The organism is Streptomyces sp. NPDC001851 (assembly GCF_040297165.1).
Classification (GTDB): domain Bacteria; phylum Actinomycetota; class Actinomycetes; order Streptomycetales; family Streptomycetaceae; genus Streptomyces.
The window spans coordinates 1-26,049 of sequence record NZ_JBEOYR010000012.1; the positions used below are offsets into that span (position 1 = coordinate 1).

The window sequence follows — 26,049 nt, forward strand, 5'->3', positions numbered from 1 at the left end:
GCCCGGTTACATTCCGAACCCGGAAGCTAAGCCTCACAGCGCCGATGGTACTGCAGGGGGGACCCTGTGGGAGAGTAGGACGCCGCCGAACAATTTTTCAGAAAGGTCGGATCCTGAACTTCGGTTCGGGGTCCGGCCTTTTTACGTTTTCCTTAACGTGTCGTTCACGTCGCGCACCCAGCATCCAGCACATGGGAACTGCTGCAATGCTCAGGGCCGCCGGTGTCGGAGTCGGTGACGAGGTCGTCGTACCGGCCTTCGGGAACGTCGAGGTCGCCGAGGCCGTGACCCTGGCCGGTGCACTCCCGGTGTTCGCCGACATAGACCCGGTGACGTACTGCCTCGATCCCGGCGCCGTCGAGGCGGCCGTAACTCCCCGTACCGCCGCCGTCGTTGTCGTACACCGCTTCGGACGGGGAGCCGATCTGGGGCGGTTGCACGCGATCGGGCAGCGTCACGGGTTGCTGGTGCTGGAGCAGGGCGAGTCCGAGGCGCCGTACGACGAGATAGCGCAGCGCAGGGAGCGGGCCGCGTATCTCGACGCCAAGTTGAAGGGCGTACGGACACCGGACGGCGGTGACGGGCACACCTATCAGCAGTACGTCGTGCGGGTGCCGGGGAACGGCCGGCCGGACCGGGACGCCTTCGCGATGGCCCTGCGGGGCAAGGGAGTTGAGTGCCGGGTGCCGGTCAAGACGCCCGTGCACCGGCTGCCGGAGTTCCGCCGGTGCGTGTCCCTGCCGGAGACCGAGCTGGCCGCCGACGAGACACTGACGCTGCCCGTGGACGCCTCGCTCACCAAGCGGGAGATGCAGCGGATCGTCTCCGCCTGCAATGCCCTGGGGGGCCTGCTCCAGCCTGCCTTCTGAGCGGGTGCCCGAACGAATTTGGGAACTCGGGCCTGCTCGGGGTACAGTTTCTTCGTCGCCGCGAGGGAAACCTCGAAAATGACAGGCCCCTATAGCTCAGTCGGCAGAGCGTCTCCATGGTAAGGAGAAGGTCAACGGTTCGATTCCGTTTGGGGGCTCCAGCAAAAAGGCCCACCCTTCCGGGTGGGCCTTTTTCGTGCCTCCTCACACGTCCTTGTGGATTCCCGGGACGCGCATCGCAAGGATCGCCATGTCGTCCGACGGGGCGTCCGACGCGAAGCGTTCCACCGCGCGCATGATGCGTGCCGCGACCGCGCCCGCCGTCAGACCCGTGCACGTCGTGAGGACGTCGGCGAGGCCGTCGTCGCCCAGCATGCGCGTGCCCTCACGGCGTTCGGTGACCCCGTCGGTGACGCAGAGCAGCACGTCACCGGGGTCGAGGGTGACCGTCTCCTCGTGCAGCTCCAGGTCCTCGATCACGCCCAGCAGCGGCTGCGGTTCGGCGGCCGGCGTGACCGTGCCGTCCTGGCGCAGGCGCAGCGGGAGCGGGTGCCCGGCGCAGACCACCTTCAGCTCGGCACTGCCGTCCGCCTGCGGGCGCATCTCGCCGTACAGCAGGGTCAGGAAGCGGCTGCGGTCGCCCTCGTCGAGGATCGCGGAGTTGAGGCGCTGCAGGACGGCGGGGCCGCTCAGGCCCTCGCGGGCCAGCAGGCGCAGGGCGTGCCGGGCGAGGCCGGTGACCGCCGCCGCGTTCGGGCCCGTACCGCACACGTCGCCGATGGCGAAGCCGTAGGCGCCGTTGCCGATCGGGAAGAGGTCGTAGAAGTCACCGCCGACCTCGTTGCCCTCGCCGGCCGCGCGGTAGATGACCTCGACCTCGACGCCGTCGATGTGCGGCGTACCCGGCGGGAGCAGGCTGCGCTGGAGTGCCTGGCTGATGGCCGTGCGCTCCGAGTAGAGACGGGCGTTGTCCAGGGCGAGGGCGGCCCGGCGGGAGAGGTCCTCGGCCAGTTCCAGGATCTCCTGGCGGAAGTGTTCGTCGGTGGGTTTGCCGAGGACCAGCATGCCGATGACGCGGTTGCGGGCGACGAGCGGGAGCACGACCGTCTCGCCGCCGACCGCGGAGGCCGTGGCGAGCGTCGGGCCGATGCCCGAGGAGATCTGGTGGGTGGGTCCGCCGGCGAGGCCGAGGCTGCGCATGGAACTGCGCAGGGCGGCCTGGTGGGCGACCTCGGAGGGGGTCGTCCAGACGCGGGCGCCGGGCGTCGGTACCGGATCCGGCGGCTGGATCTTGGAGAGCAACGACTTGATGCCGTCGATCAGTTCCTCGTCCTCGTGCAGGACGTACGACAGGTACGGCTCCGAGGCCTGGTCGGCGATCGTGTAGACGGCGCACCAGGTGGCCAGGGTGGGGACCGTCATCTGGGCCATCAGGGCCAGCGTCTGGTCGCGGTCCAGGGTGCCGGCGAGCAGGTCGGAGGCCTCGACCAGGAAGCTCAGGGAGCCGCGGCGCAGCCGCTCCAGCTCGCCCAGGCGCGCCGACTCGACGGCCAGCGCGATGCGGTCGGCGGCGAACTGCAGGCGCAGGGCCTCCTCGTTGGAGTAGCGGCCGGGTGCCTCGGCGGCGACGCCGAGCGAGCCGGTCAGGCGGCCCTCGACCTTCAGCGGGACCGTGACGACCGAGCGCATGCCGGTGCCGTTCAGCAGCGGTACGGCCCCGGGGACGGATGTGAGGTCGTCGTGGACGGCCGGCATGCGCGCGGAGCCGTAGCGGCCGGGGCCGGCCTCGACGGGCACGCGCGCGAAGCGCTGGCGGGCGGAGGGCAGGCCGGTGGAGGCGCGGACCTCCAGCTCGGTCTCGTCGTCGGTGGCCAGCAGCAGGAACGCGGAGTCCGCGTCGAGCATGTCGCGGGCGCGCTCCACCGTGCGCTGCAGCAGGCTGTCGAGGTCGTCCGGGGCGGGGGAGCCGATGAACACCTCGAAGGGGTCGGTGCCCTGGCCGTCGGCGGTCTGGTTCTGGTCGCCGGCCGGGACGCGCGGCGGGGTCTGCAGGACGGCGCGTTCGTGGTCGCGGACCAGCAGGCAGACGGTGGAGGGTTCGCCGCCCGTGTCGCGGACCCGGAGGTGGGAGGCGTAGACCGGGGTCACCCGGCCGTCGGCGCCGCGGATGCCGTAGGTGCCCTCCCAGCGGGAGAGCTGGAGGGCCTCGGCCACGCCGGTGCTGGTGCCCGGGGTGTGCGGCCAGGCCGCGAGTTCGTTGAGGGGCCTGCCGACGACGTCGGCGGCCGGGTGGCCGAAGAGTTCCTCGGCGTCCTCGTTCCAGGAGGTGATGGAGCCCTTGCGGTCGACCTGGACGACGGCGACCCGGACCCGGCCGTCGGCCAGCGGGAGCAGGTCGGCGGGGAGGGACGGCCCTGCGGTGCGGGTGCCGACGATGCGTTCGGGGAGGTTGAGCTGGAACCAGACGTTCTTGTGGGTGGGTGTGTAGTCGACGCCCCAGCGGGTGGCCAGGGCGGCGCACAGCTGGAGTCCGCGGCCGCCCTCGCGGTCGGGGCTGCCCATGGTGGCGGGGGAGCTCTGGAGGGGGACCTCGCGCTCGGGATAGCGGTCGGAGACCTCGATGCGCACGCCGTCCTCGGTGCGCAGGCACAGGACGTCCGCGTGCGTGCCCGCGTGGACGACGGCGTTCGTGACGAGCTCGCTGGTGAGGACGACGGCGTCGTCGACGATGTCGGCGAAGCCCCAGCCCTGCAGGGTGTCGCGGACGAAGGACCGGGCGGTCGCGACCGATCGCCCGACGGGCTCGAAGGTGGCGGCCGCGCGCGCGGTGATCACAGAACTCCTCGGCCGGTTGTCTACGTGCAGGGCTGCGTGGCCGGCGGGCTCGTTCCGCTGCTGCGGCATCAGCGCGCCCGTCGGCTGTGGCTCCGGGGGCTGTCCCCCGGGGATGACTCCGGTGGTCATTGGTCTGCGGCCGCCCCTCCGATGCCCGCTCGTTCTCGTGCCACCGCCCAGGCCGGTCGGACCGGTGCGGCTGGACAGCCGCATGCAAGGTTACTTACCTTCGCCGTCCGAGCGGGTGCCGGTCGCCGGTGTTTACCCCCCAGGGTGTGCGGACGATGTGCGAAGCTGCCGAACTGTTATGGCCTGGTTCGGGCAGGGTGAAACACTGGGCAGGCTTCTGATGAAGGTCGGTCGGGCTGCGTGTGTTCCGTGTACGGCGGGCAGCAGCCCCTGGTGTGGCCGGATCTCATCTGGCAGAAATCCGCAGCAGTAACACATACGCAGCAGTAACAGGTACGCAGAAGCGACCGGTGTGCCGATGACCGGCACGCCGGGCCGAAGCGGCCGAGCACAGCAGTAACGGGTCTACCCCTCCGGGAGGGACACAGTGGAGTCTGGCGCGGCGACGCGTGGCACGAAGACGCGCGCGAAAGGCGGACCGTCCCTGGGCAGGCGCGGCGGCACCACCGAGGTGGACACGGCTGCCCTGAACCGGCTGCTGGCGGCCCTCGTCTCGATGCGTGACGGGAACTTCCGCAAGCGGCTCACCGTCTCCGGGGACGGTGTGATGTCGGAGATCGCGGCCGTCTTCAACGAGGTGGCCGACCGGAATCTGCATCTCACCGGTGAGCTGTCGCGGGTGCGGCGCATGGTGGGGCGTGAGGGAAAACTCACGGAACGGCTGGAGACGGGGGCCTGTGAGGGCTCCTGGGCGTCCGCGATCGACGCCTCCAACGCGCTGGTGGACGATCTCGTCTGGCCGGTCTCGGAGGTCGGCCGGGTGCTCACGGCCGTGGCCGAGGGTGATCTGTCGCCGCGGATGGAGCTGCGGACGCAGGCGCCGGACGACGGTGCGGGGCATCCGCTGCGGGGTGAGTTCCTGAAGGTCGGCCGTACGGTCAACAACCTGGTCGACCAGCTGTCGACGTTCACGGACGAGGTCACGCGCGTGGCCAGCGAGGTCGGCACCGAGGGCAAGCTCGGCGGTCAGGCCCAGCTGCGCGGTATGTCGGGTTCGTGGAAGGACCTGACCGAGTCCGTCAACACCATGGCCAACCGGCTGACCGCACAGGTGCGCGACATCGCGCTGGTGACGACCGCGGTCGCGCGCGGTGACCTGTCACGCAAGGTCACCGTGCATGTCGCGGGCGAGATGCTGGAGCTGAAGAACACCGTCAACACGATGGTGGAGCAGTTGTCGTCCTTCTCCTCGGAGGTCACGCGGGTGGCCCGCGAGGTGGGCACCGAGGGCATCCTGGGCGGTCAGGCGCAGGTGCCGGGCGTGGCCGGGGTGTGGAAGGAGCTGACCGACTCCGTCAACACGATGGCGGGCAACCTGACCGCGCAGGTCCGGGGGATCTCGCAGGTCACGACCGCTGTGGCGAACGGTGATCTGTCGCGGAAGGTGACGGTTCCGGCGCGCGGCGAGGTGGCGCAGCTCGCCGAGACGATCAACCAGATGACCGAGACGCTGCGGATCTTCGCGGACGAGGTCACGCGCGTGGCGAACGAGGTCGGTGCGGAGGGGCGGCTGGGCGGTCAGGCGAACGTGCCGGGTGCGGCCGGTACGTGGAAGGACCTGACGGACTCCGTCAACACGGTGTTCCGGAACCTGACCACGCAGGTGCGGGACATCGCCACCGTGACGACGGCTGTGGCCAGTGGTGATCTGTCGCAGAAGGTCACGGTCGACGTGGCCGGCGAGATGCTGGAGCTGAAGAACACCGTCAACGGGATGGTGGACCAGCTGTCGGCGTTCGGTGCCGAGGTGACGCGGGTCGCCCGGGAGATCGGTGTCGAGGGCGAGCTGGGCGGCCAGGCGCAGGTGCCGGGCGCGGCCGGTGCCTGGAAGGATCTGACCGACTCCGTCAACACGGCGTTCCGCAACCTCACCGGTCAGGTGCGCAACATCGCCCAGGTCACGACGGCGGTGGCCAACGGCGACCTGTCCCAGAAGGTCACCGTGGACGTCTCCGGCGAGATGCTGCAGCTGAAGAACACCGTCAACACGATGGTGGACCAGCTCTCCAGCTTCGCCGACCAGGTCACGCGAATGGCCAGGGACGTGGGTACGGAGGGCCGGCTGGGCGGTCAGGCCCGGGTGGACGGTGTGTCCGGCACGTGGAAGGAGCTGACGGACTCCGTCAACTTCATGGCCGGCAACCTCACCTCCCAGGTGCGGCAGATCGCCCAGGTGACGACGGCCGTGGCGCGCGGTGACCTGTCGCAGAAGATCGATGTTGACGCGCGCGGCGAGATCCTTGAGCTGAAGAACACGATCAACACGATGGTTGATCAGCTGTCCGCCTTCGCCGACCAGGTGACCCGGGTCGCGCGGGACGTGGGTACGGAGGGCCGCCTCGGCGGTCAGGCGCAGGTGCCCGGTGTCGCCGGTGTGTGGCGGGACCTGACGGACTCCGTGAACGGCATGGCCGGCAACCTGACGGCCCAGGTGCGCAACATCGCGCAGGTCGCCACCGCGGTGGCCCGCGGTGACCTCTCCCAGAAGATCACCGTGGACGCCCGCGGGGAGATCCTGGAGCTGAAGAACACGCTGAACACGATGGTCGACCAGCTGTCGTCGTTCGCGGAGGAGGTCACCCGGGTGGCCCGTGAGGTGGGTACGGAGGGCATCCTCGGCGGCCAGGCCGAGGTGCAGGGTGTCTCCGGCACCTGGAAGGACCTCACGCAGTCCGTGAACTTCATGGCGAACAACCTGACCATCCAGGTGCGCAACATCGCAGAGGTCACGACGGGGGTGGCCAAGGGCGACCTGTCCAAGAAGATCACTGTTGACGCGAAGGGCGAGATCCTTGAGCTCGTCACGACGGTCAACACGATGGTTGACCAGCTGTCGAGCTTCGCCGAGCAGGTGACCCGGGTGGCCCGTGAGGTGGGCACCGAGGGCATTCTGGGCGGCCAGGCGCACGTTCCGGGCGTCACCGGTATCTGGAAGGACCTCAGCAACAACGTCAACCTGATGGCGAACAACCTGACCATGCAGGTGCGGAACATCTCGCAGGTGGCCGCGGCGGTCGCCAACGGTGATCTGACGCGTCAGGTGACCATCGAGGCGCGCGGTGAGGTCGCGCAGCTCGCCGACACCATCAACACGATGGTCAAGACGCTGAGTTCGTTCGCCGACCAGGTCACCAAGGTGGCCCGCGAGGTGGGCACGGACGGCATCCTGGGCGGCCAGGCGCACGTGCCGGGTGTGGCCGGCACCTGGAAGGACCTGACCGAGTCCGTGAACCAGATGGCGTCCAACCTGACCGGGCAGGTGCGCAACATCGCCATGGTCACCACGGCCATCGCCAAGGGTGACTTGACGAAGAAGATCGACATTGACGCCCGGGGCGAGATCCTTGAGCTGAAGACGACGATCAACACCATGGTTGATCAGCTGTCCAGCTTCGCCGAGGAGGTCACGCGCGTGGCCCGCGAGGTGGGCACGGAAGGCCAGCTCGGCGGCCAGGCACGCGTGCGTGACGTCGACGGCACCTGGCGGGACCTGACCGAGTCGGTGAACGAGATGGCCGGGAACCTGACCCGGCAGGTGCGTGCCATCGCGCGCGTGGCGACCGCGGTGACCCGCGGCGACCTGAACCTGAAGATCGACGTGGACGCCTCCGGCGAGATCCAGGAACTGCAGGACTACATCAACAAGATGATCGCCAACCTGCGCGACACCACGATCGCCAACGAGGAGCAGGACTGGCTCAAGGGCAACCTGGCCCGTATCTCGGCGCTGATGCAGGGGCGCCGGGACCTGGAGGACGTCGCCTCGCTGATCATGAGCGAGCTGACGCCGGTGGTGTCCGCCCAGCACGGCGCGTTCTTCGTGGCGATGTCCCTCATGGACCAGGAGCTGAGCGGCGACGCCGAGGACCGGTACGAGCTGCGCATGCTCGGCTCGTACGGCTACTCGATGGGCTCCATGCCGACGTCGTTCCGGCCGGGTGAGGCGTTGGTCGGTACGGCCGCGCAGGAGAAGCGCACGATCCTGGTGGAGAACGCGCCCAGCGGGTATCTGAAGATCTCCTCCGGGCTCGGCGAGGCCCCGCCGGCGCAGGTGATCGTGCTGCCGGTGCTGTTCGAGGGCACGGTGCTCGGTGTGATCGAGCTGGCCTCCTTCACGCCGTTCACGCAGATCCAGAAGGACTTCCTCAACCAGATCGCCGAGATGATCGCGACCAGCGTCAACACCATCTCGGTCAACACCAAGACCGAGCAGCTGCTGAAGCAGTCGCAGGAGCTGACGGAGCAACTGCGCGAGCGGTCGGCCGAGTTGGAGAACCGGCAGAAGGCGCTGCAGGCCTCCAACGCCGAACTGGAGGAGAAGGCCGAGCTGCTGGCCCGGCAGAACCGCGACATCGAGGTGAAGAACACCGAGATCGAGGAGGCCCGGCAGGTCCTGGAGGAGCGTGCGGAGCAGCTCGCGGTGTCGATGCGCTACAAGAGCGAGTTCCTCGCCAACATGTCGCACGAGCTGCGTACGCCGCTCAACTCGCTGCTGATCCTGGCGAAGCTGCTCGCGGACAACGCCGAGGGCAATCTCTCGCCCAAGCAGGTGGAGTTCGCCGAGACCATCCATGGCGCGGGCTCCGACCTGCTGCAGCTGATCAACGACATCCTGGACCTGTCGAAGGTCGAGGCGGGCAAGATGGACGTCTCGCCGACGCGGATCGCGCTCGTGCAGCTCGTGGACTACGTGGAGGCCACCTTCCGGCCGCTGACCGCGGAGAAGGGCCTGGACCTGTCCGTACGGGTCTCGCCGGAGCTGCCGGCGACACTGCACACCGACGAGCAGCGGCTGCTGCAGGTGTTGCGCAACCTGCTGTCGAACGCGGTGAAGTTCACCGACTCGGGGTCGGTGGAGCTGGTGATCAGGCCGGCCGGCGCGGCCGTACCGGTGGGCATCCGGGAGCAGCTGCTGGAGGCCGGCTCGCTGACGGATCCGGACGCACCGCTGATCGCGTTCTCGGTGACGGACACCGGCATCGGCATCGCCGCCAGCAAGATGCGGGTGATCTTCGAGGCGTTCAAGCAGGCGGACGGCACGACCAGCCGCAAGTACGGCGGCACCGGCCTCGGCCTGTCCATCTCCCGGGAGATCGCACAGCTGCTCGGCGGTGAGATCCACGCGCAGAGCGAACCGGGCCGCGGCTCGACGTTCACGCTGTACCTGCCGCTGCACCCGAGCGAACTGCCGCCGCAGGGCTACCAGCAGTCCGTGCCCCCGCTGGAGGCCGGTGAGCTGCTCGCCTCCGAGGCGGAGCAGTCCTCGGAGCTGTCGGCCGTGGAGATCGAGACCCCGGCCGAGGTGAAGTCGTACCGCGAGACGCAGAACGGCGCCGCGGCGCTCTTCCGGCGCCGGAGGCGGAGTCTTCCGCAGGGTGAGCAGCGGTCCGAGCAGCGGCTGGCGGTCCCGGAGCAGGAGAGCGCGGCGCACACCGCGCGCGGGGTGCGGTTCGGCGGCGAGAAGGTGCTGATCGTCGACGACGACATCCGCAATGTGTTCGCGCTGACCAGCGTCCTGGAGCAGCACGGTCTCTCGGTGCTGTACGCCGAGAACGGCCGCGAGGGCATCGAGGTGCTGGAGCAGCACGACGACGTGGCGGTCGTGCTGATGGACATCATGATGCCGGAGATGGACGGGTACGCGACGACCACGGCGATCCGCAGGATGCCGCAGTTCGCCGGGCTGCCGATCATCGCGCTGACGGCGAAGGCGATGAAGGGCGACCGGGAGAAGGCGATCGAGTCGGGTGCCTCCGACTACGTGACCAAGCCGGTCGACCCGGATCATCTGCTGGCCGTGATGCAGCAGTGGATGGGCGGCGAGTGACCTGGCCGGCCCACCCGGATGCGCACGGCCGGGAACACTCGGCGCGTGTCGGGAGTTGCCCACATGAGGTGCCGGTGAACGGACGGCTTAGGGTGGCCGGGGACGTATGGGAATGCGGGATTCCGGGAACCATCCCGGCTCCCGCCGCGTTTCCGGTACGTGCACAGTGACATCGCGGTGACAGGGTGTGTCGACAGGCGGGGTGCGGCTACGATGACCGGCACAAGGACGGGCGGCGAAAGGGAGTCGTCCCCTGGGGCGGCGCCCGGTGTACCGCCGGGGCGAGGAGGGCGGGCCATGGTGCAGAAGGCCAAGATCCTCCTGGTCGATGACCGGCCGGAGAATCTGCTGGCGCTGGAGGCCATCCTCTCTGCGCTCGATCAGACGCTGGTGCGGGCATCGAGCGGGGAGGAAGCGCTCAAAGCACTGCTCACGGACGACTTCGCGGTCATTCTGCTGGACGTCCAGATGCCGGGCATGGACGGGTTCGAGACCGCCGCGCACATCAAGCGGCGCGAGCGGACCCGGGACATCCCGATCATCTTCCTCACGGCGATCAACCACGGACCGCACCACACCTTCCGCGGCTACGCGGCGGGAGCGGTCGACTACATCTCCAAGCCGTTCGACCCGTGGGTGCTGCGCGCGAAGGTCTCGGTGTTCGTCGAGCTGTACATGAAGAACTGCCAGCTGCGCGAGCAGGCGGCGCTGCTGCGGCTCCAGTTGGAGGGCGGCGGCAAGGGCGCGGTCGGCGGCAAGGAGTCCGCCGGGCTGCTTGCCGAGCTGTCCGCGCGGCTCGCGGCCGTCGAGGAGCAGGCCGAGGCGCTGTCCAAGCAGCTGGACGACGACTCGGCGGACGCGGCCGCGGTGGCCACGGCGGCCCATCTGGAGCGCAAACTCACCGGGTTGCGGCGCGCGCTCGACGCCCTGGAGCCGGGCGCCGGCACCGGCGGTTCGTCGGTCCCGGCGCAGAACTGACATACGCCCGGGCGGCGGTTGTCCATGAGCGCGCGTCAGTTCCGCGCCCCGGCAAGGGCGACACGAACGGGTGAAGCCGTGGGCACACGTTTCCGCTGTCGTCTCCCCCGGTAACCTCACACCCATGGCCTCACGTCCCTCCGCAGCCAAGAAGCAGCCCGCCAGGAAGGCGGCTGCTCCCGCGAAGGCTCCGGCGAAGAAGGCCGCAGCGAAGAAGGCCCCGGCCAAGAAGGCGCCCGCGAAGAAGGCTCCGGCCAAGAAGGCGGCGCCGAAGCCGGCACCGAACCCCACCGGGGGCGTGTACCGGCTTGTGCGCGCCCTCTGGCTGGGCCTCGCGCACGCCGTCGGCGCCGTCTTCCGCGGCATAGGGCAGGGCGCGAGGAACCTCGACCCGGCGCACCGCAAGGACGGCGTCGCGCTGCTGCTGCTCGGCGTCGCCCTGATCGTCGCGGCCGGCACCTGGGCGGATCTGAAGGGGCCCGTCGGCGACCTGGTGGAGATCCTCGTCACCGGCGCCTTCGGCAGGCTCGACCTGCTGGTGCCGATCCTGCTCGCGGTGATCGCCGTACGGTTCATCCGGCACCCGGAGAAGCCGGAGGCCAACGGCCGGATCGTGATCGGCCTGTCCGCGCTGGTCATCGGCGTGCTCGGCCAGGTCCACATCGCCTGCGGCTCGCCCGCGCGCAGCGACGGCATGCAGGCCATAAGGGACGCCGGCGGCCTCATCGGCTGGGCGGCGGCCACCCCGCTGACGTACACCATGACCGAGATGCTGGCCGTACCGCTGCTGGTGCTGCTGACGATCTTCGGTCTGCTCGTGGTGACCGCCACCCCGGTCAACGCCATCCCGCAGCGGCTGCGGGCGCTCGGCGTACGCCTGGGCGTGCTGCACGACCACGAGGCGCTGGAGTACACCGAGGACGACGCGCGCTACGACGAGCAGTGGCGCGAGGCGCTGCCCGCGCGCCCCCGCAAGCGCTCGTCCGCCCCACGGGCGTACGACGCGGACAGCGCCGAGGAGGACGCCCTCTCGCAGCGCCGCAGCCGCCCCAGGCGCTCCGCGGTGCCCCAGCCGGATCCGCAGCGCCAGATGGACGCCGTGGACGTCGCGGCGGCCGCCGCCGCGGCGCTCGACGGCGCGGTGCTGCACGGCATGCCGCCCTCCCCGCTGGTCGCCGACCTCACCCAGGGCGTCAGCGTCGGTGACCGCGAGGAGACCACGCCGGTGCCCGCACCGGCGCCGGAACCCGCGCCCTCGCCGGTCCCGGCCGCACGCCCCAAGCAGGACAAGCCCAGGCCCGGGATCGTCCCCGACCTGACCAAGAAGGCCCCCGACGAGCCGCGCGACCTGCCGCCCCGGGCGGAGCAGCTCCAGCTGTCCGGGGACATCACCTACGCACTGCCGTCGCTGGACCTCCTCACCCGCGGCGGTCCGGGCAAGGCGCGCAGCGAGGCCAACGACGCGGTCGTCGCCTCGCTCACCCAGGTCTTCACCGAGTTCAAGGTCGACGCCGCCGTCACCGGCTTCACCCGCGGCCCGACGGTCACCCGCTACGAGGTCGAGCTCGGCCCCGCCGTGAAGGTCGAGCGGATCACCGCGCTGACCAAGAACATCGCGTACGCCGTCGCCAGCCCCGACGTGCGGATCATCAGCCCCATCCCCGGCAAGTCCGCGGTCGGCATCGAGATCCCGAACACCGACCGCGAGATGGTCAACCTGGGCGACGTGCTGCGCCTCGCGGAGTCCGCCGAGGACGACGACCCGATGCTGGTCGCCTTCGGCAAGGACGTCGAGGGCGGGTACGTGATGCACTCGCTGGCGAAGATGCCGCACATGCTGGTCGCCGGCGCCACCGGTTCCGGCAAGTCGTCCTGCATCAACTGCCTGATCACCTCGGTCATGATGCGGGCGACCCCGGAGGACGTCCGGATGATCCTGGTCGACCCCAAACGCGTCGAGCTGACCGCCTACGAGGGCATCCCGCACCTGATCACACCGATCATCACCAATCCCAAACGGGCCGCCGAGGCGCTGCAGTGGGTCGTACGCGAGATGGACCTGCGCTACGACGACCTCGCGGCCTACGGCTACCGGCACATCGACGACTTCAACCAGGCCGTCCGCGAGGGCAGGGTCAAGCCGCCGGAGGGCAGCGAGCGGGAGCTGCAGCCGTACCCGTACCTGCTGGTGATCGTGGACGAGCTGGCCGACCTGATGATGGTCGCCCCGCGCGACGTCGAGGACGCGATCGTGCGCATCACGCAGCTCGCGCGCGCGGCCGGCATCCACCTGGTGCTCGCCACCCAGCGGCCCTCGGTGGACGTCGTGACGGGTCTCATCAAGGCCAACGTGCCCTCCCGGCTGGCCTTCGCCACCTCCTCGCTCGCCGACTCCCGGGTCATCCTCGACCAGCCGGGTGCCGAGAAGCTGATCGGCAAGGGCGACGGCCTGTTCCTGCCGATGGGCGCGAACAAGCCGACCCGTATGCAGGGCGCGTTCGTGACCGAGGCCGAGGTCGCGGCCGTCGTCCAGCACTGCAAGGACCAGATGGCGCCGGTCTTCCGCGACGACGTCACGGTCGGCACCAAGCAGAAGAAAGAGATCGACGAGGACATCGGCGACGACCTCGACCTGCTGTGCCAGGCGGCCGAGCTGGTCGTCTCCACCCAGTTCGGGTCGACCTCCATGCTCCAGCGCAAGCTGCGCGTCGGCTTCGCCAAGGCCGGGCGGCTCATGGACCTCATGGAGTCCCGCAACATCGTGGGACCGAGCGAGGGCTCCAAGGCACGTGACGTTCTCGTGAAGCCCGACGAGCTGGACGGCGTGCTCGCCGTGATCCGCGGGGAGTCAGAGGAGTAGCGGGGAGTCAGAGGAGTAGGGGAACACAGGGAGCAGGGCGAAGGGCCGTCCGGCGGAAGCCGCTTACGCCGGGTGGCCGGATCGCCGTGATCCAGCTGTTAGAGAACGGCGAGCAACCGTTTCCCTTTGTCGTACGTCCAGTTGAGCGAGAGGACAGGTAGTAGTCCCATCATGGGGTATCTGCCTGTCAAGCCCTCGGTGCGTCCGGCCGTTCCGATGGCGTACAAAGTCCCACCGCCCGGTTGCCCCACCCTTTCGTCCCACCCCTAGACTGAGCTTCCAGCACAGGTGGCTACACGCTCGAAAGGCGCCCCCGTGTCCATCGGCAACTCCCCTGAAGACGAGCGTCCGTTCCCCGACGAGTCCCGGGAGGCCCGTGTCTCCGTGGGCCGTGCCCTGCAGCAGGCGCGGATCGCGGCCGGGCTCACCGTGGACGACGTCAGCAGCGCCACTCGAGTCCGTATCGCCATCGTGCACGCCATCGAGGCGGACGACTTCGGCCCGTGCGGCGGCGATGTGTACGCCCGCGGGCACATCCGCACGCTGGCCAGGGCCGTCCGCCTCGATCCCGCCCCCTTGATCGCCCAGTACGACGCCGAGCACGGCGGCCGTCCCGCGCCCACCCCGGCCGCACCCCTGTTCGAGGCGGAGCGCATCCGGCCCGAGCGGCGCGGCCCGAACTGGACGGCGGCCATGGTCGCCGCGATCGTCGTCGTGATCGGCTTCGTCGGCTTCACCGCGGTCAGGGGCGGTGGCTCCGGAAACGATGCGAAGTCGCAGGTCGCCGAGGGCGGCGGTACACCCGCCGCGAGCAGGTCCGCCTCGCCCACGCCGAAGAAGGGCAAGCCCGCCGCGCCGAGCACCGAGCCCTCCGACAGCGCCATCGCCGCCGCACCCCAGGACAAGGTGACGGTCCAGGTCAGCGCGCCGGGCGGACGCAGCTGGATCTCGGCCAAGGACCACAACGGCCGGATGCTCTTCGACGGGCTGCTGAAGAAGGGCCAGTCCAAGACCTTCCAGGACAGCTCGAAGATCAACCTGATCCTCGGCGACGCCGGCGCGATCGAGCTGTACGTCAACGGCAAGAAGATCGACGACAACTTCCAGCCGGGTGCGGTGGAACGCCTCACCTACACGAAGGGCGACCCCGTCGCGGGCTAGCGGGTCCTCGACAGGGCGATGTGACGGGGTCGTCCAAGATCGGCAACCCCGTCGACGTGGGCTGTCGGTGGGACGAAGTAGTCTTGAGCCCATGCCTGAACGCCGTACCGTCGCCCTCGTCACTCTTGGCTGCGCCCGTAACGAGGTGGACTCCGAGGAGCTCGCAGGCCGTTTGGAGGCGGACGGCTGGCAGCTCGTGGAGGACGCCGCGGACGCCGACGTCGCCGTGGTCAACACCTGTGGCTTCGTCGAGGCCGCCAAGAAGGACTCCGTCGACGCCCTCCTTGAGGCCAACGACCTCAAGGATCACGGCAGAACCCAGGCCGTCGTGGCGGTGGGCTGCATGGCCGAGCGGTACGGCAAGGAGCTGGCCGAGGCGCTGCCCGAGGCCGACGGCGTGCTCGGCTTCGACGACTACGCGGACATCTCCGACCGCCTGCAGACCATCCTGTCCGGCGGCATCCACGCCTCCCACACCCCGCGTGACCGCCGCAAGCTGCTCCCGATCAGCCCGGCCGAGCGGCAGGAATCGGCCGGCGCCGTCGCCCTGCCCGGGCACGCCCCGGCCGACCTCCCGGAGGGCCTGGCGCCCGCCTCCGGCCCCCGCGCGCCCCTGCGCCGCCGCCTGGACGGCGCCCCGGTCGCCTCGGTGAAGCTCGCTTCCGGCTGCGACCGCCGCTGCTCCTTCTGCGCCATCCCGTCCTTCCGCGGCTCCTTCATCTCCCGCCGCCCCAGCGATGTGCTGAACGAGACGCGGTGGCTGGCCGAGCAGGGCGTGAAGGAGATCATGCTGGTCTCCGAGAACAACACCTCCTACGGCAAGGACCTGGGCGACATCCGCCTGCTGGAGTCCCTGCTGCCGGAGCTGGCCGAGGTCGACGGCATCGAGCGGGTGCGGGTCAGCTACCTGCAGCCCGCCGAGATGCGCCCGGGCCTGATCGACGTGCTGACCTCCACCCCGAAGGTCGCCCCGTACTTCGACCTGTCCTTCCAGCACTCCGCGCCCGGCGTGCTGCGCGCCATGCGCCGCTTCGGCGACACCGACCGCTTCCTGGAGCTGCTCGACACGATCCGCTCCAAGGCCCCCGAGGCCGGTGTGCGCTCCAACTTCATCGTCGGCTTCCCCGGCGAGAGCGAGGCGGACCTGGCCGAGCTGGAGCGCTTCCTGAACGGCGCCCGCCTGGACGCCATCGGTGTCTTCGGCTACTCCGACGAGGAGGGCACGGAAGCGGCGACGTACGACAACAAGCTCGACGAGGACGTCGTCGCCGAGCGCCTCGCGCGGGTGTCCCGGCTGGCCGAGGAGCTGGTCTCGCAGCGCGCCGAGGAGCGCGTCGGCGACACGGTGCACGTCCTGGTCGAGTCCGTCGACGAGGAGGAGGGCGTGTACGGCCGCGCCGCACACCAGGCGCCCGAGACCGACGGCCAGGTGCTCCTCACGAGCGGCGAGGGCCTGGGCGTCGGACGTATGGTCGAGGCAAAGGTGGTCGGTACGGAAGGTGTCGACCTGGTGGCCGAGCCGATGGCCGGCTCGCCCACGTGTCGTGAGGAGGCGGGCAGATGACCGGAGTCCCGGCATCCGCCGCGGGCGGCTCCTCCGGCGCGCACGGCGCCCGGGGGCCCGCCGCCGCTGCCGACGGCGCCGCGTCCGAGGTCTCCGGTTCTGCTTCAGGTCCCGAGGGCGGCGGCAGGACACCGCGCGGCGGGAAGATCGCGGCCGCGGCCGTCAACCAGGCCAGCGTCTGGAACGTCGCCAATCTGCTGACCATGCTCCGGCTGGTCCTCGTGCCCGGCTTTGTGGCACTGATGCTGGCGAACGGCGGCTACGACCCGGCCTGGCGCTCGCTGGCCTGGGCGGCCTTCGCCATCGCCATGATCACCGACCTGTTCGACGGGCATCTGGCACGCACCTACAACCTGGTCACCGACTTCGGGAAGATCGCCGACCCCATCGCCGACAAGGCGATCATGGGGGCGGCGCTCATCTGTCTGTCGGGCCTGGGCGATCTGCCGTGGTGGGTGACGGGCGTCATCCTCGGCCGGGAACTCGGCATCACGCTGCTGCGTTTTCTGGTCATTCGCTACGGAGTGATCCCGGCCAGCCGCGGCGGCAAGCTCAAGACCCTCACCCAGGGCGTGGCGGTCGGGATGTACGTCCTGGCACTGACGGGATGGCTGGCCACTCTGAGGTTCTGGGTGATGGCCGCGGCCGTCGTCCTCACCGTCGTCACCGGCCTCGACTACGTGAGACAAGCCATTGTGCTGCGCCGAAGGGGAATCGCCGAGCGCGCGGCAGCGTTGGAGGAGAAGGAAGCGTGAGCTCAACGGCCACCGAACTGGTGCGACTACTGACCGTGAGGGGCGAGACCCTCGCCGTCGCCGAGTCGCTCACCGGTGGTCTGGTGGCGGCGGAGATCACTGCGGTTCCCGGAGCGTCCAAGGTGTTCCGGGGTTCGGTCACCGCCTACGCCACCGAGCTGAAGCATGAGCTGCTGGGTGTCGACGCCACCCTGCTGGCGCAGCGAGGAGCGGTGGATCCGCAGGTCGCAGGCCAGATGGCAGCCGGCGTACGGAAGGCTCTGGACGCCGACTGGGGCGTCGCCACCACCGGGGTCGCCGGCCCCGAGCCGCAGGACGGCAACCCCGTCGGGACGGTCTTCGTGGCCGTGGACGGGCCGCTCACGGACCGCCTCGGTTCCGCCGGTGGCGGAAAAGTGGAGGCCCTGCGGTTGAACGGCAGCCGTGCGGAAATTCGTATGGAGAGTGTACGGAGCGTACTCGCACTGCTTTTGAGAGAGCTTGCGGGCGAACAGACCGGGAATGAGCGGGCACAGGATACGGAACGGAACGGGGGGTTTTGATGTTTGCAGCCCTGAGTGAACACGACATCGCTCCCCGCACGGCCGCGGCGCAAGGCGGTACGGTGGGGCGAGAAGGTTGCGGCTACGCGGTCCGAGGAGGGAGCCACCGATGATTCTGCTCCGTCGCCTGCTGGGTGACGTGCTGCGTCGGCAGCGCCAACGCCAGGGCCGTACTCTGCGCGAAGTCTCCTCGTCCGCCCGAGTCTCACTCGGCTATCTCTCCGAGGTGGAGCGGGGGCAGAAGGAGGCTTCCTCCGAGCTGCTCGCCGCCATCTGCGACGCGCTGGACGTACGGATGTCGGAACTCATGCGGGAAGTGAGCGACGAGCTGGCGCTCGCCGAACTGGCCCAGTCCGCCCGGGCCACCGAGCCCGTGCCCACGCCGGTCCGTCCGATGCTGGGTTCGGTGTCGGTGACCGGTGTGCCACCGGAACGGGTGACCATCAAGGCGCCCGCGGAAGCGGTGGACGTCGTCGCCGCGTGATGTACGCGCGCGGTTCCGCGAACGTGTGAGGCCCCGGCCGGGCTTCTCGGGGCGAACCCGGGGAGCGTGGTCGGGCCTTTCGTTTTGCCGGCCTACGTTTACCGGCCTACGTGCGACGTGTGTCACTTCTGCTCCCGTTTGCCGGGCTCGGTCGGTGCGGTCATGGTGGAGGGACGTGGCGGCGCAGAGGCACCGGAGGAAGCGGATGTACGTCGTGAAGAGCCAGTTGGCCGAGGCTGATCTGAAGACCGTGGCCGAGGCGCTGCAGGGCGCCCTCGTCGACCTGGTGGACCTCTCGCTGGTCGCCAAGCAGATCCACTGGAATGTCGTCGGGCCCCGCTTCCGCTCCATCCACCTTCAGCTCGACGAGGTCGTCGCCTCGGCGCGCACCCACTCCGACACCGTTGCCGAGCGGGCCTCGGCCCTGGGCGTGCCGCCCGACGGGCGCGCCGCCACGGTGTCCTCCGGCAGCGGCATCAAGACCACCCCGGCGGGCTGGATCAAGGACACGGACGCCGTCGGGGCCATGGTGGACGCGCTGGGCGCCGTGATCACCCGGATGCGGGAGCGTGTGAGCGCGACGGGGGAGCCGGATCCGGTGTCCCAGGACATCCTGATCGGGATCACCGCTGATCTGGAGAAGCACCACTGGATGTTCCAGGCGGAGCACGCGTAGGAGCCCCGTCCGGGACGGGGCGCCCCGGACGGGCCGCTTACGCTGCTGCATCCGTGAGCCCTCGGTGCGCCTCCCGCGTGGCCGGTGCGGCGGTCTAGCGTCCGGCGGGAGGTGGTGGCGGGCATGGTGGGACGGACAGTGCGCCGGGTGGCCGTCCTGGCGCTGGGGGCCGTGTGGTGGTGGGCGGTGCTGCGGATCGCCCTGGGGCATGGCGCGGGCGTTCTGGAGGGCGCCGTCGTGGCCGGCGGCTGGGGGGTGAGTCTGCTGCCGGTGCACTGTGTGCCCGAGGGGCAGGCGACCGACGTGTTACCGGCGGGGCGCTGGCTGACGGCCTGGCGGGCGCGCGGCGCTACCAGGGCATCGCCACACCCCCGTTCGGGCGAAGTATCTGACCGGTCGTGAACGCCGACGCGTCCGACGCCAGATACAGCACCGCGTGAGCGACGTCCTCCGGCTCGCCGACCCGGCCCAGCGGTGACATCCGGGCCATCACGCCCTCGGTGTGCGCCTGCGCGTCGCGGTCGTGCCGGTCGGTCATCGGGGTGCGGATCCAGCCCGGCGCGATCGCGTTGACCCGGATGCCGTGCCGTCCGACCTCCGTGGCCAGCGTCTTGGTCAGCTGGACCACGGCCGCCTTCGCCACGCCGTAGCAGAGCAGTCCGGGGCCGCCGGTGTCGACCGCGCCGGACGCCATGGTGACGATGCTGCCCCGCATGGCCCGGACCAGCATCAGACGGGCCGCCTCCTGGCAGGCGTACAGCACGCCTTTGAAGTTGACGTTCAGGACGCGGTCGAGGTCCTCGTCGCGGGTGTCCAGCACGGGGCTGCTGTGCATGATCCCGGCGATCGCCGCCATCACGTCCAGGCGCTCGCACGAGCGGACCGCCTCGGCCAGCGCCGCCCGGTCGGTGACGTCCAGGACATGTGTACGGGCCGTGCCGCCGCGTTTCTCGATCAGCTCCGCCGTGCCGTGCAGCCCGTCCGCGTCCCGGTCGGCGCAGTGCACCGCCGCGCCCGCCTCGGCGAGCAGGACGGCGGAGGCCCGGCCGATCCCGCCGCCGGCTCCGGTGACGAAGGCGGTGCGACCGGTGAGGTCGTACGGGGTGAGGGGCATGAAAGAACCGTACGAGCGTTTCTGACGGATCGTCAATTAGTCGGGCTTGGCGACCGGTTCGACTCCCCCCGGGCTTGGTGGCACACCGGGTGCCCGACGGGCGGACCCGTCGTCAGGCGGTGCGGCGGGGATACCGGTCTCGCCAGCGCTGCGGCGCGCCGGGGGCGGGGGCGGGGCCGCTCTGGCAGGTGGGGCACCAGTAGGTGGGGCGTTCCTGGGTGCCGTCGCCCTGGTCGGCCACGCGGACCGGCGTGCGGCAGCGCAGGCAGGGGCGGGGTGCGCGGCCGTAGACGAACAGGTCGTACCGGTGCAGGCCCGTGGTCTGCCGGACCGGGCGGTCGCGGTTCGCCTCCAGGAGCTGCTTGGCGAGCCCGGGCAGCTTCTCGGCGCGGTCCCGGGGCAGCGCGCCGGCCGCGAGCCACGGGGTGACGCCGAGCAGGAAGCACAGCTCGCTCTTGTAGACGTTGCCGATGCCGGCGAGATTGCGCTGGTCGAGCAGGGCCTCGCCGAGCGGGCGGGCGGGATCGGCGAGGAGGTTGGCGAGCGCGCGCTCGGGGTCCCAGTCCGGTCCGAGCAGGTCGGGTCCCAGGTGACCCACCACCCGCTCCTCCTCACCGGTGCGCAGCAGCTCCAGAACCTGGAGGCGGTAACCCACGGCCGTACGGTCCGCGGTGCCGAGGATCGCGCGGATCTGGTGTGCCGGGCCGCCCTGCCAGCGCTCGTCCGCGCCGTACACCTTCCAGGTCCCCTCCATCCGCAGATGGGTGTGCAGGGTCAGGCCGCCCTCGAACCGGGTGAGCAGGTGTTTGCCGCGCGGGATCGTACTGAGCACCGTACGGCCGGTGAGATCCACCGTCGCGTACTTCGGCACCCGGAAGTCGCTGCGGGTCAGCGCCTTGCCCGCGAGGGCCTCGTGCAGCCGCTTCGCGGCCTGCCAGACCGTGTCACCTTCGGGCATGCGTCAAGGGTGCCACGGTGTGTCTCCGGCCGCGGGCGCGGTGCGGCCGGCCGCTCCGCCACGTTCTCGGCCGGTCATGCTCTGAGGCGCAGGCCGCGGGGTGTGGCCACGAAGCCCGCTGCCTCCAGCAGGGCGCCTATCGGCGAGGTCAGGGCCTGGGCGCCGTTGATCCGCTCGACGGTGACCGTGCCGAGGGAGCCCGCGCGTGCTGCCGCGGCCAGGGCATCCGCGGCCGTGCGCAGGCGGGGGTCGTCCGGAGGCGCGATGCCGGGGCCGGCGGGCCAGGCCAGCAGCGTCTTGCCGCCGCGCTCCATGTACACGGTCAGCTCGCCCTCGACCAGGACGACGAGCGAACCGGCCTTGCGGCCCGGCTTGTGCCCGGCACCGGACGGTGGCTCGGGCCAGGACAGGGCCGCGCCGTAGGCGTTGGCGGGGTCGGCCGCGGCGAGGACCACGGCACGGGGGTCGGCCGAGGACGTGCCCGTACGACCGCTGCCGTACGCCCGGGGCGCCGACGAGCCGTACGCGCCGGCTCCGCCTCCGCGGGGGCCGCCGTAGCCGGGGGAACCGAAGGGGTCGGCCAGGTCGCGTGGGGAGACGTAGTCACCGGGGGCGGGCGAGGGGTCCGCCGGTGGCCAGGTGAAGTCACCGTCGAGGCCGGGGTGCGCGAAACCGCCGTCCGACCCGTCCAAGGCGCCGGGGAAGGGGTGTTCGTGAGGTGTGCCGTCGCTTCCGCCGAAGCCGTCCGGGAACGCCGGTCCGGCAAAGCCGCCCGAGGGATGCGCGGAGCCGTCCCCGGGGGCCGCGGCGGTCAGGCTCTCACCGCGCTCCCGGGCGTTGGACACCGCGCGGAGCCGGTCCACCGCCCCGTCCATGGCGAACTGGGCCGCGCCCAGGCCCTCGACGACATAACCGCGCCGCGCCTGGCCGCTCTCCTCGAAGGCGGACAGCACGCGGTACACCGCCGAGAACCCGCCCTCGATCCCCTCCGCGGCGACCGCCCCTCGGGTGACCACACCATGCCGGTCCAGCAGGGTGCGGGCCAGCGCGTGGGCGCGCACGGTGGCATCCGGCTCGGCCGCGGGCAGCAGGGACCAGCGGCCGGCGACCGTCGGCGGGCCCGTACGGGACGCGGTGCGCGCGGCGGCCGTCAGGGAGCCGTAGCGTCCGCGTGGCACGGCGCGCTTGGCGCGGTGGGCGGTCGACCCCGCCGTACGGCCCGAGCCCAGCAGGGAGCGCATCGGCGCCAGGGTGTCGTTGGTGAGCCGACCCGACCAGGCCAGGTCCCACAGGGCGTCGGCCAGTTGGGGGTCGGTGGCGTCGGGGTGGGTGGTGGCACGGACCTGGTCGGCGATCTGGCGGAAGAACAGGCCGTAGCCGCCGGAGAGCGCGTCCAGTACGGACTGGTGGAGCGCGGTCAGCTCCAGGGGGTGGGGCGGCGGGAGCAGCAGGGGCGCCGCGTCCGCCAGATAGAGGGAGACCCACCCGTCCTTGCCGGGCAGCGCACTCGCCCCGGCCCACACCACCTCGCCCGCGGCGGTCAGCTCGTCGAGCATCGAGGGCGTGTAGTTCGCCACGCGGGAGGGCAGGACCAGTTTCTCCAGCGCCGAGGCGGGCACGGAGGCGCCCTGCACCTGCTCGATGGCGCGCACCAGTCCGTCGATGCCGCGCAGGCCATGTCCCTTGCCGATGTGCTGCCACTGGGGCAGGAACTGGGCGAACGCGGCCGGTGGCACCGGCTCCAGTTCATGTCGAAGGGCTGCCAGGGAGCGGCGGCGCAGGCGGCGCAGTACAGCCGCGTCGCACCATTCCTGACCGATGCCCGCAGGGTGGAACTCGCCCTGCACCACCCGGCCGTTCCCGGCGAGCCGCTGCAGTGCGCCCTCGGTGACCGCCACGCCGAGGCCGAACCGGGCCGCCGCGGTGGCGGACGTGAACGGGCCGTGCGTGCGGGCATAGCGGGCCAGGAGATCACCGAGCGGATCCTTGACCGGCTCGGTGAAGGCCTCGGGCACGCCGACCGGCAGTGCCGTACCGAGCGCGTCGCGCAACCGGCCCGCGTCCTCGACCGCCGCCCAGTGGTCGGCGCCGGCGATCCGGACCTTGATGGCCCGGCGCGCGCCGGCCAGCTCGCGCGCCCACTGCGGGTCCGCGCCCCGCGCGACCAGCTCGGCGTCGGTGAGCGGACCGAGCAGCCGCAGCACATCGGCCACGCCCTCCACGTCCTTGACCCGGCGGTCCTCGGTGAGCCACTGCAGCTCGCGCTCCAGCTCGGTCAGCACCTCGGCGTCCAGCAGTTCGCGCAGTTCTGCCTGGCCCAGCAGCTCGGACAGCAGCCGCGAGTCCAGGGACAGTGCGGCGGCGCGGCGCTCGGCCAGCGGGGAGTCGCCCTCGTACAGGAACTGGGCGACGTACCCGAACAGGAGCGAGCGGGCGAACGGGGACGGCTCCGGGGTGGTGATCTCGACCAGGCGCACCTTGCGGGACTCGATGTCGCCCATCAGCTCGACGAGCCCGGGGACGTCGAAGACGTCCTGGAGACACTCGCGGACTGCTTCCAGGACGATCGGGAAGGAACCGAACTCGCTCGCCACCTGCAGCAGTTGGGCCGCACGCTGGCGCTGCTGCCACAGCGGAGTGCGCTTGCCCGGGTTGCGGCGCGGCAGCAGCAGCGCGCGTGCGGCGCACTCGCGGAACCGGGAGGCGAACAGGGCGGAGCCGCCGACCTGGTCGGTGACGATCTGGTCGACCTCGCCCTTGTCGAAGGCGACGTCCGCCGCGCCGACGGGCGCCTGCTCGCCGTCGTACTCCGTGCCGGCCTTCATCGGTGCCTGGTCGAGCAGGTCCAGGCCCATCAGGTCGGCATCCGGCAGGCGCAGCACGATGCCGTCGTCGGCGTGCATGACCTGCGCGTCCATGCCGTACCGCTCGGACAGGCGGGCGCCGAGCGCGAGGGCCCAGGGGGCGTGCACCTGGGCGCCGAAGGGGGAGTGGACGACGACCCGCCAGTCGCCCAGCTCGTCGCGGAAGCGCTCCACGACGATCGTGCGGTCGTCCGGGACATGACCGCAGGCCTCGCGCTGCTCGTCCAGGTACGCCAGCACGTTGTCCGCCGCCCAGGCGTCGAGGCCCGCCGCCAGCAGGCGCAGCCGGGCGTCGTCCTTGGGGAGCGAGCCGACCTCGCGCAGGAAGGCGCCCACCGCGCGGCCCAGTTCGAGTGGGCGGCCCAGCTGGTCCCCCTTCCAGAAGGGGAGCCGACCCGGCACACCGGGGGCCGGGGAGACCAGGACCCGGTCGCGGGTGATGTCCTCGATGCGCCAGGAACTCGTGCCGAGCGTGAAGACGTCACCGACGCGGGACTCGTAGACCATCTCCTCGTCCAGCTCGCCGACCCGGCCGCCGCCCTTCTTCGGGTCGGAACCGGCGAGGAAGACGCCGAAGAGGCCGCGGTCGGGGATCGTGCCCCCGGAGGTGACGGCGAGGCGCTGGGCGCCGGGGCGGCCGGTGATCTCGCCGGTCACGCGGTCCCACACCACGCGCGGGCGCAGTTCGGCGAAGGCGTCGGACGGGTAGCGGCCGGCGAGCATGTCGAGGACCGCCGTGAACGCCGACTCGGGCAGCGATGCGAAGGGGGCCGCACGGCGGACCATGGCGAGCAGGTCGTCGAACTGCCAGGTGTCCAGCGCCGTCATGGCGACGAGCTGCTGCGCGAGCACGTCCAGCGGGTTCGCGGGCACCTTCAGGGACTCGATCGAGCCCGAGCGCATCCGCTCGGTGACCACGGCCGCCTGGACCAGATCACCGCGGTACTTGGGGAAGACGACGCCGGTGGAGACGGCGCCGACCTGGTGTCCCGCACGGCCGACGCGCTGGAGGCCGGAGGCTACCGAGGGCGGGGACTCGACCTGCACGACCAGGTCGACGGCGCCCATGTCGATGCCCAGCTCCAGGCTGGACGTGGCGACCACGGCGGGCAGCCGGCCCGCCTTCAGGTCCTCCTCGACCAGGGCGCGCTGCTCCTTGGAGACCGAGCCGTGGTGCGCCCGGGCGATCACCGGGGGCGCGCCCTGGGCGGCGCCCGAGCCGCCCATCAGCTGCGCCGGGGAGTGGTGCTCGTCCAGGGTCTCGCCGGTCGCCCGCTCGTAGGCGATCTCGTTCAGCCGGTTGCACAGGCGCTCGGCGAGGCGCCGGGAGTTGGCGAACACGATCGTGGAGCGGTGGGCCTGGACCAGGTCGGCGATCCGCTCCTCCACATGCGGCCAGATCGACGGCCGCTCGGCGCCCTCGCTCGCGTCGGCCGCCGGGGAGCCGCCCAGCTCGCCCATGTCCTCGACCGGGACGACCACGGACAGGTCGAACTCCTTGCCGGACTCCGGCTGGACGATCTCCACCTTGCGGCGCGGGGACAGATACCGGGCGATCTCGTCGACCGGGCGGACGGTCGCCGACAGGCCGATCCGGCGGGCCGGCCGCGGCAGCAGCTCGTCGAGCCGCTCCAGGGAGAGCGCGAGATGGGCACCGCGCTTGGTGCCGGCGACCGCGTGCACCTCGTCGAGGATCACCGTCTCCACGCCCGTCAGCGCGTCGCGCGTGGCCGAGGTCAGCATCAGGAACAGCGACTCGGGGGTGGTGATCAGGATGTCCGGCGGGCGGGTGGACAGGGCCCGCCGCTCGGCCGCCGGGGTGTCGCCGGAGCGGATGCCCACCCTGACCTCGGGCTCGGGCAGGCCCAGGCGCACGGACTCCTGCCGGATGCCGGTGAGCGGGCTGCGCAGATTCCGCTCGACGTCGACCGCGAGGGCCTTCAGCGGGGAGACATAGAGAACCCGGCAGCGCTTCTTCGGGTCGGCCGGGGGCGGGGCCGAGGCCAGCTGGTCCAGGGCGGCGAGGAACGCGGCCAGCGTCTTGCCCGATCCGGTCGGGGCCACCACCAGCACGTCCGAACCCGCACCGATGGCCTGCCACGCGCCGGCCTGGGCCGCGGTGGGCGCGGAGAACGCCCCCGTGAACCAGCCGCGGGTCGCGGGGGAGAAGCCGTCGAGGGCTCGGTGTGCGGAGCTGACCATGCGTCCATCCTGCACCCGACCACTGACAATCGCGCTGACCTGGGCAAACGGCGTGCGGCGGGAGAGCGCGGGCGCCGGTCGCGGGCGGTGGGGCCGAGAACGGGCGTACGGCGGGTGGAACGTGGCAGGGCGACGAACGGAGCGGCGGGGCAGAGGAGCGGGGACCGGCCG

General features: G+C 71.1%; 14 protein-coding genes, 1 tRNA gene and 1 rRNA gene. 12 read left to right on the forward strand and 4 right to left on the reverse strand.

Annotation, left to right across the window (positions count from 1 at the left end; all coding sequences use genetic code 11):
• From rrf to ABT171_RS19065, 3 genes are all read left to right on the forward strand, one after another.
• Positions 1-91, forward strand: a 5S ribosomal RNA gene (gene rrf / locus ABT171_RS19055); the annotation flags it as partial.
• A gap of 115 nt (positions 92-206) precedes the next feature.
• Positions 207-869, forward strand: a complete 663-nt coding sequence (locus tag ABT171_RS19060) for a DegT/DnrJ/EryC1/StrS family aminotransferase (RefSeq protein ID WP_351245581.1) — start codon at positions 207-209, stop codon at positions 867-869.
• Between the two features lie 85 nt (positions 870-954).
• Positions 955-1,030 (forward strand) — tRNA-Thr (locus tag ABT171_RS19065).
• A 43-nt stretch (positions 1,031-1,073) separates the two neighbouring features.
• Here the strand turns inward: ABT171_RS19065 and ABT171_RS19070 are convergent.
• The gene (locus ABT171_RS19070; protein WP_351245182.1) at positions 1,074-3,833 is read right to left on the reverse strand and encodes a SpoIIE family protein phosphatase; all 2,760 of its coding nucleotides are present in this window, start codon (positions 3,831-3,833) and stop codon (positions 1,074-1,076) included.
• A 427-nt stretch (positions 3,834-4,260) separates the two neighbouring features.
• Between ABT171_RS19070 and ABT171_RS19075 the strand changes: the two genes are divergently transcribed.
• The 9 genes from ABT171_RS19075 to ABT171_RS19115 all read left to right on the forward strand — a co-directional run bounded on the left by ABT171_RS19075 (position 4,261) and on the right by ABT171_RS19115 (position 18,740).
• Positions 4,261-9,720: a HAMP domain-containing protein gene (locus tag ABT171_RS19075; RefSeq protein ID WP_351245184.1), complete on the forward strand. Its 5,460-nt coding sequence runs from the start codon at positions 4,261-4,263 to the stop codon at positions 9,718-9,720.
• Positions 9,721-10,017: 297 nt separating this feature from the next.
• Positions 10,018-10,698, forward strand: coding sequence for a response regulator (locus ABT171_RS19080; RefSeq protein WP_351245186.1), 681 nt, complete (start codon positions 10,018-10,020; stop codon positions 10,696-10,698).
• 124 nt (positions 10,699-10,822) lie between these two features.
• Positions 10,823-13,558: a DNA translocase FtsK gene (locus tag ABT171_RS19085; RefSeq protein WP_351245188.1), complete on the forward strand. Its 2,736-nt coding sequence runs from the start codon at positions 10,823-10,825 to the stop codon at positions 13,556-13,558.
• Between the two features lie 315 nt (positions 13,559-13,873).
• Positions 13,874-14,719, forward strand: coding sequence for a helix-turn-helix domain-containing protein (locus tag ABT171_RS19090; RefSeq protein WP_351245190.1), 846 nt, complete (start codon positions 13,874-13,876; stop codon positions 14,717-14,719).
• Between the two features lie 91 nt (positions 14,720-14,810).
• Positions 14,811-16,283 (forward strand): 30S ribosomal protein S12 methylthiotransferase RimO, encoded by a 1,473-nt coding sequence (gene rimO, locus ABT171_RS19095; RefSeq protein WP_351245192.1) that lies wholly within the window; start codon positions 14,811-14,813, stop codon positions 16,281-16,283.
• Positions 16,280-17,038, forward strand: a complete 759-nt coding sequence (pgsA, locus tag ABT171_RS19100; protein WP_351245194.1) for a CDP-diacylglycerol--glycerol-3-phosphate 3-phosphatidyltransferase — start codon at positions 16,280-16,282, stop codon at positions 17,036-17,038. The genes rimO and pgsA overlap by 4 nt, the downstream gene beginning before the upstream one ends.
• A complete protein-coding gene (locus ABT171_RS19105) occupies positions 17,035-17,580 on the forward strand; it encodes a CinA family protein (protein WP_351245196.1) in 546 nt (181 codons plus the stop codon). Before pgsA ends, ABT171_RS19105 begins: the two co-directional genes overlap by 4 nt.
• A 109-nt stretch (positions 17,581-17,689) precedes the next feature.
• Positions 17,690-18,064, forward strand: coding sequence for a helix-turn-helix domain-containing protein (locus tag ABT171_RS19110; protein WP_014675397.1), 375 nt, complete (start codon positions 17,690-17,692; stop codon positions 18,062-18,064).
• 205 nt (positions 18,065-18,269) lie between these two features.
• Entirely contained in the window at positions 18,270-18,740 is a 471-nt protein-coding gene (locus tag ABT171_RS19115) for a Dps family protein (RefSeq protein WP_351245199.1), read from the forward strand.
• Between the two features lie 349 nt (positions 18,741-19,089).
• Here the strand turns inward: ABT171_RS19115 and ABT171_RS19125 are convergent, their stop codons facing one another.
• The 3 genes from ABT171_RS19125 to ABT171_RS19135 all read right to left on the reverse strand — a co-directional run bounded on the left by ABT171_RS19125 (position 19,090) and on the right by ABT171_RS19135 (position 25,878).
• The gene (locus ABT171_RS19125) at positions 19,090-19,854 is read right to left on the reverse strand and encodes an SDR family NAD(P)-dependent oxidoreductase (protein ID WP_351245203.1); all 765 of its coding nucleotides are present in this window, start codon (positions 19,852-19,854) and stop codon (positions 19,090-19,092) included.
• 112 nt (positions 19,855-19,966) lie between these two features.
• Complete coding sequence (locus ABT171_RS19130) at positions 19,967-20,812, reverse strand: Fpg/Nei family DNA glycosylase (RefSeq protein WP_351245205.1); 846 nt, start codon at positions 20,810-20,812, stop codon at positions 19,967-19,969.
• A gap of 74 nt (positions 20,813-20,886) precedes the next feature.
• Positions 20,887-25,878 (reverse strand): ATP-dependent helicase, encoded by a 4,992-nt coding sequence (locus ABT171_RS19135; RefSeq protein ID WP_351245207.1) that lies wholly within the window; start codon positions 25,876-25,878, stop codon positions 20,887-20,889.
• Positions 25,879-26,049 lie beyond the last annotated feature (171 nt).